The sequence below is a fragment of the Acidovorax sp. HMWF018 genome (assembly GCF_003061035.1).
Lineage (GTDB): Bacteria > Pseudomonadota > Gammaproteobacteria > Burkholderiales > Burkholderiaceae_C > Acidovorax > Acidovorax delafieldii.
Genome location: NZ_QAIM01000645.1, coordinates 1 through 5,316, shown reverse-complemented (window position 1 = coordinate 5,316; position 5,316 = coordinate 1). Strand labels below are relative to the sequence as shown.

Annotated in this window: 5 protein-coding genes; 1 reads left to right on the top strand and 4 read right to left on the bottom strand. The window is 65.6% G+C overall.

Going from position 1 to position 5,316, the window contains the following annotated elements; genetic code table 11:
• Positions 1-198 precede the first annotated feature (198 nt).
• The gene (locus DBR23_RS27090) at positions 199-768 is read left to right on the top strand and encodes a cob(I)yrinic acid a,c-diamide adenosyltransferase (RefSeq protein WP_108500130.1); all 570 of its coding nucleotides are present in this window, start codon (positions 199-201) and stop codon (positions 766-768) included.
• Between the two features lie 199 nt (positions 769-967).
• Here DBR23_RS27090 and DBR23_RS27085 read toward each other — a convergent pair whose 3' ends face one another.
• The 4 genes from DBR23_RS27085 to DBR23_RS27070 form a co-directional block, all read right to left on the bottom strand.
• A complete protein-coding gene (locus tag DBR23_RS27085) occupies positions 968-1,390 on the bottom strand; it encodes a hotdog fold thioesterase (protein WP_108500132.1) in 423 nt (140 codons plus the stop codon).
• Positions 1,391-1,641: 251 nt separating this feature from the next.
• Positions 1,642-2,793, bottom strand: coding sequence for an ABC transporter substrate-binding protein (locus DBR23_RS27080; RefSeq protein ID WP_108500131.1), 1,152 nt, complete (start codon positions 2,791-2,793; stop codon positions 1,642-1,644).
• 202 nt (positions 2,794-2,995) lie between these two features.
• Positions 2,996-4,537, bottom strand: a complete 1,542-nt coding sequence (locus tag DBR23_RS27075) for an acetyl-CoA hydrolase/transferase family protein (RefSeq protein WP_108500129.1) — start codon at positions 4,535-4,537, stop codon at positions 2,996-2,998.
• 142 nt (positions 4,538-4,679) lie between these two features.
• Positions 4,680-5,316: solute carrier family 23 protein (locus DBR23_RS27070; protein WP_304466250.1), on the bottom strand; the 637-nt coding region annotated here is incomplete at its 5' end.

Genomic DNA, 5,316 nt, shown 5'->3' with positions numbered 1-5,316 from the left:
GCCACAGGGCGTGGGTTCGCGTAGCGGGCAGCTGCGGGTGGTGGGCAGTCTGTGCTCAGGGCGCAGTGCGTAGGGGATTGGAGGCGAAAGGCTTGCACCCGCGTGGCGGTGGCGGAGAATCCGGGGCAGATTCACTGCGGTGGCTTGTGCCGCGCAGAAGCTGGCATCCGTCCTCCCGTTTCCTCATCAAGGCACCCCATGGGCAACCGACTCACAGAAATCGCAACCCGTACCGGCGACGCCGGCACCACCGGCCTGGGCAACAACCAGCGCGTCTCCAAGAACAGCCTTCGCATCCATGCCATGGGCGATGTGGATGAACTCAACTCGCACATCGGCCTGTTGCTGTGCGAGCCGCTGCCCGATGAAGTCCGCACCTTGCTGGTCGAGGTGCAGCACCAGTTGTTCAACCTGGGAGGCGAGCTGTCGATCCCGGGCTTCGAGCTGCTCAAGGCCGACGCCGTCTTGGCATTGGACGAAGCCCTGGCCCACCACAACGCCGCGCTGCCGCGCCTGCAGGAGTTCATCCTGCCCGCGGGCACCCGCGCCGCGTCACAGGCCCACGTGTGCCGCACCGTGGCCCGCCGCGCCGAACGCGCCGTGGTTGCCCTGGGCAACGAAGAGGCGCTGAACGATGCGCCACGCCAGTACCTCAACCGCCTCTCCGACCTGATGTTCGTGCTCGCCCGCGTGCTCAACCGCATGGATGGCGGTGATGACGTGTACTGGAAAAGCGAGCGCCTGGCCCAGCAAAACGCTACAGAATAGATAGCTACCAGCGCATATTCTTCTAGCGCTTGGGGCCGATTTCATCAAAAATACCCCCCAGCCTTTGCCACGGGCGCGTCCCCAGGCCAAGACCGCCGCGCAAGGGCCGCCCCGCCGCGCTGGCGGTGCCCCCCATCCCGGATCGCGCTAGCGATGCGAGAGAAGGGGGAAGGCGCGAAGCGCCTCAGGGGGATGCACTTTATCTCGGTGCGAGGATCGCCATCGTCAGCCGCGACACACAGGTCAGCTCACCCGCTTCGTTGTGCAGATCGATGTGCCACACGTGTGTGGTGCGGCCGATGTGCACCGGCTTTGCCGTGCCGGTCACCCAGCCGCTGGTGGCAGAGCGCAGGTGGTTGGCGTTGATGTCCAGGCCCACGGCGCGGTAGCCCTCCGGCAGGGTGTAGTAGGCGCCGGTGGAGCCCATGGACTCGGCCAGCACCACGCTGACACCGCCGTGCAGCAGGCCAAAGGGCTGGATGGTGCGGTGGTCTACCGGCACGCGGGCGCGCAGAAAGTCGTCACCCACCTCGACAAACTCAATGCCCAGGTGCTCTACGGCGGTGTTGCGGTTGGCGGCCTTCAGCAGGGCCAGGTCGATGGGTTTTTTCCAGATGGGCATGGTGATCACGGGGCAGGGCCAAGTCAGTGCAAGCCGCTGATTGTGCCAATGCCTGTGGTCCCGCCCTGTGCCGCAGGTGCCTAGGAGCCTGTCCGACTTGGAAGTCGTCGGCTGCAAATCGGCCGCAGCGGTCCATTTTTTACCGTCTTTTTGCCCCATAGCTGGGCTATGGGTCTGCAAATCCGGCAAAAACTGTCCTCGCTGGGGCCGATTCTCGCTATCGACGCTCCAAGTCCGACAGGCTCCTAGCCTCAGCCCACAAACTTTCCGTTGGCGCCCATCACCCCCAGGTCCAGAAAACGCGAGCCCACATACGGCGCGCCGCTGGCGTAGTCGATGGACAGGCCGCCCAGGTCGTTGCTGCGGATGCCTGCGAGGGCGTTGCGCAGCTTGGCGCGGGTCAGGTCGCGGCCGGCGCGCTCCAGGCCCTCGGCCAGCACGCGGGCGTTCACATAGCCTTCAAAGCTGCGGGCCGAGAACTCCTGGTAGCCCAGTGCGCGCATGGCCTTCTGGTAGTCGCGCACCACGGCGAAGCTGGTGCGGGCCGCGTCGGGCAGCACCATCGACAGCGCAATGCCCGAGGCCTTGCCACCGAGCTGGCGCAGGTTGTCGCCCGACAGCGCCACGCTGGTGGCGGCCAGCGGCGTGCTGGGCGACACTTTCTTGAACTCATTGACCAGCGTGGCGGTGATGTCGCCTGCCGTGCCCAGCAGCACCGCATTGGGCTTGGCGGCCACGGCCTTGCCCACCACGTCGGCCACCTGGGTGCCTTGGGCGTCGAGCTTGAAAGCCTTGGGCGTGGGCTGCTTGGCCGCTGCCATGGCCTTGTTCACGTCGGCCAGAAACTCGCGGCCAAACGCTGTGTCCTGGTACACGATGGCCAGGTCGGTGATGCCCATGGACACCAGCTTTTGCGCCAGGCGCTGGGCTTCATCGGTGTAGCTGGCGCGCACGTGGAACACCGAGCGGTACTCGGCCTTGCGCAGCGAGGTGGCGCCGCTTTGTGGTGCCACGTAAGGGATCTGCGCTTCGTCCACCAGCGGCAGGATGCGCTGGTTGTTGGCCGTGCCCATGCAGGAGATCAGCGACACCACGTTGGCATCGGCAATCAGCTTGCGCACGTTGTCTTCGGAGCGCGCGGCGTCATAGCCGTCGTCCATGGCCAGCAGCTTGATCTCGCGGCCGTGGATGCCCTTGGCGTTGGCCTGGGCCAAGCCTGCGTCCAGCCCCTGCTTGAGTTCCTTGCCCAGGCTGGCCAGGGCGCCGGTCGTACCCAGCGAGCAGCCAATGGTCACGCTCTTGGCGTCCATGGGGTCTTGCACGCCCACGGCGCGCGACGAGGGGGCAAGCAGCAGGCCGGCGCTGGCGGCCACGAGGGATTGGGTGAACTGACGGCGTTGCATGGTCATCAAAAAACTCGCAGACAAAATGCCACCAGCCCCGCATGGGGGCTGGTGGGGGTGGACAGGGGGAGGCCGAAAAACCTAGGGTTAACCCTGATTTTATCTGCGCAGGCTGGCAATTGGCTGTCAAAGGCTCCGGCAGGGCCTGGGGCGCGCGCCGCGTCCCCTTGTGCCGAATTTGCCCTTTGTGGCCCTTGCGCCCTTATGCCGCGCTGGCCGGGCCTGCTGGCGCGCGCATGCTGCCCGTCTCCACATACCGCTGGTGCCACGACAAGGCCTCGTTCAGCAGGTGCGGCGTGTGCTGGCCCACGGCGCCCCGTTTGGCGCGGGCCACATAGTCGTGCAGTGCGGGGCGGAAGTCCGGATGCGCGCAGCGGTCGATGATGATTTCGGCGCGCTGTGTGGGCGAATGACCGCGCAGGTCGGCCAGGCCTTGTTCGGTGACGAGGATCTGCACATCGTGCTCGGTGTGGTCCACATGCGAGGCCATGGGCACGATGCACGAGATGCTGCCGTTTTTGGCCAGCGACGGCGTCATGAAGATCGACAGGTAGGCATTGCGCGCAAAGTCGCCCGAGCCGCCGATGCCGTTCATGATGGCCGAGCCCATCACATGCGTGGAGTTCACGTTGCCATAGATGTCGGCCTCGATCATCCCGTTCATTGCGATCAGGCCCATGCGGCGGATCAGCTCGGGGTGGTTGCTGATCTCCTGCGGGCGCAGCACGATGCGCTGCTTGTAGTAGTCGATGCGGTCGTTGAAGTCCTGCATCGCCGCCGGGCTCAGCGACAGCGCCGTGGCCGAGGCGCTGGCCAGCTTGCCCGAGCGCAGCATGTCCAGCATGCCGTCCTGCAGCACTTCGGTGTAGGCCGTGAGGTTGTCGAACGGGCCGTTGTTCAGCCCTGCCAGCACCGCGTTGGCGATGTTGCCCACGCCCGACTGCAGCGGCAGCAGGTCTGCGGGCAGGCGGCCCTTTTTCACCTCGTGCTGCAGGAAGTCGATGATGTGGCCCGCGATGCGGTTGGAGGTGTCATCGGGCGCGGCGTACACGCTGTTGCGGTCGGGCTGGTTGGTCATCACCACGGCGATGACCTTGCTCGGGTCGCAGCGCAGGTAGGGCTCGCCAATGCGCTCATCAGGCCGTGTCATGGGGATGGGCTTGCGGTGCGGCGGCCGGTCGGTGCCGTAGTAGATGTCGTGCATGCCCTCCAGCTGCGGGTTGTGCCAGGCATTCACTTCCAGGATGACCTTGTCGGCCTGGTCCAGCCAGGTCTTGTTGTTGCCCACCGAGGACGAGGGGATCAGGCGCCCGTCGGGCAACACGCCCGCCACCTCGACCACCGCTATATCCAGCTTGCCCAGAAAGCCGAACCACACAAACTGCGCCACGTGCGACAGGTGGATGTCCACATACTGCATCTGCCCCGCATTGATCTGGCGGCGCACCGTGGGGTCGGACTGGTAGGGCAGGCGCATCTCGATGCCGTCTACCTGGGCCAGCGCGCCGTCCAATTCGGGTGCGGTGCTGGCGCCTGTCCACAGCCCGATCTTGAAGCCATGGCCCTGCGCGTTCAGGCTCTCGATGCGGCGCGCCAGCGCGCCGGGCACGGCCTTGGGGTAGCCCGCGCCGGTGAATCCGCTCATGCCCACATGGGCACCGGCAGGGATCAGGGCGGCCGCCTCGTCGGCGGTCATGGTGCGGGAGAGAAAGTCGGGGTACAGCACCCGATCGGCCAGGGACATGAACAAACTCCGCAAAAAGAAAAAGGCCACCCGCCCGGTGAGCGGATGGCCCTGTGGACAAAACCCAGGATGCTAGCCTTCGTTCCTTACAAATTAAGGGTTAACCCTTACAAATGCGGTTCAGCCCGGCCACATCCACAGATTACGCCGCTTTGCGGTTGAGCAGCGCGTACAGCAGGATCGCCCCGAACGTGGCGGTGCCGATGCCGCCCAGCGCGAACTGGCCGAACTTGAGTGTGAAGTCGCCCGTGCCCAGGATGAGGGTGATGGCCGCCACGATGAGGTTCTTGTTCTGCGAAAAGTCCACCTTGTTGTCCACCCAGATCTTGGCGCCCGCCACCGCGATCAGGCCAAACACCACGATGGACACGCCGCCCATCACCGGCAGCGGAATGGTCTGGATCAGTGCGCCGAACTTGGGGGAAAAGCCCAGCACCAGCGCAAACACACCCGCCAGCAGGAACACGGCGGTGGAATAGATCTTGGTCGCCGCCATCACGCCGATGTTCTCGGCATAGGTGGTCACGCCCGTGCCGCCTGCGCTGCCACTGACCATGGTGGCAATGCCGTCACCGATGAACGCGCGGCCCATGTAGCGGTCCAGGTTCTGGCCGGTCATGGCCGTCACGGCCTTCACGTGGCCCAGGTTCTCGGCCACCAGGATGATGGCCACGGGAGCAATCAGCAGCATGGCATTGCCGCTGAACTGCGGGGCCGCAAAGTTCGGCAGGCCAAACCACGCGGCGTTGGCCAGTGCGGTCAGGTCCATGGGCTTGCCC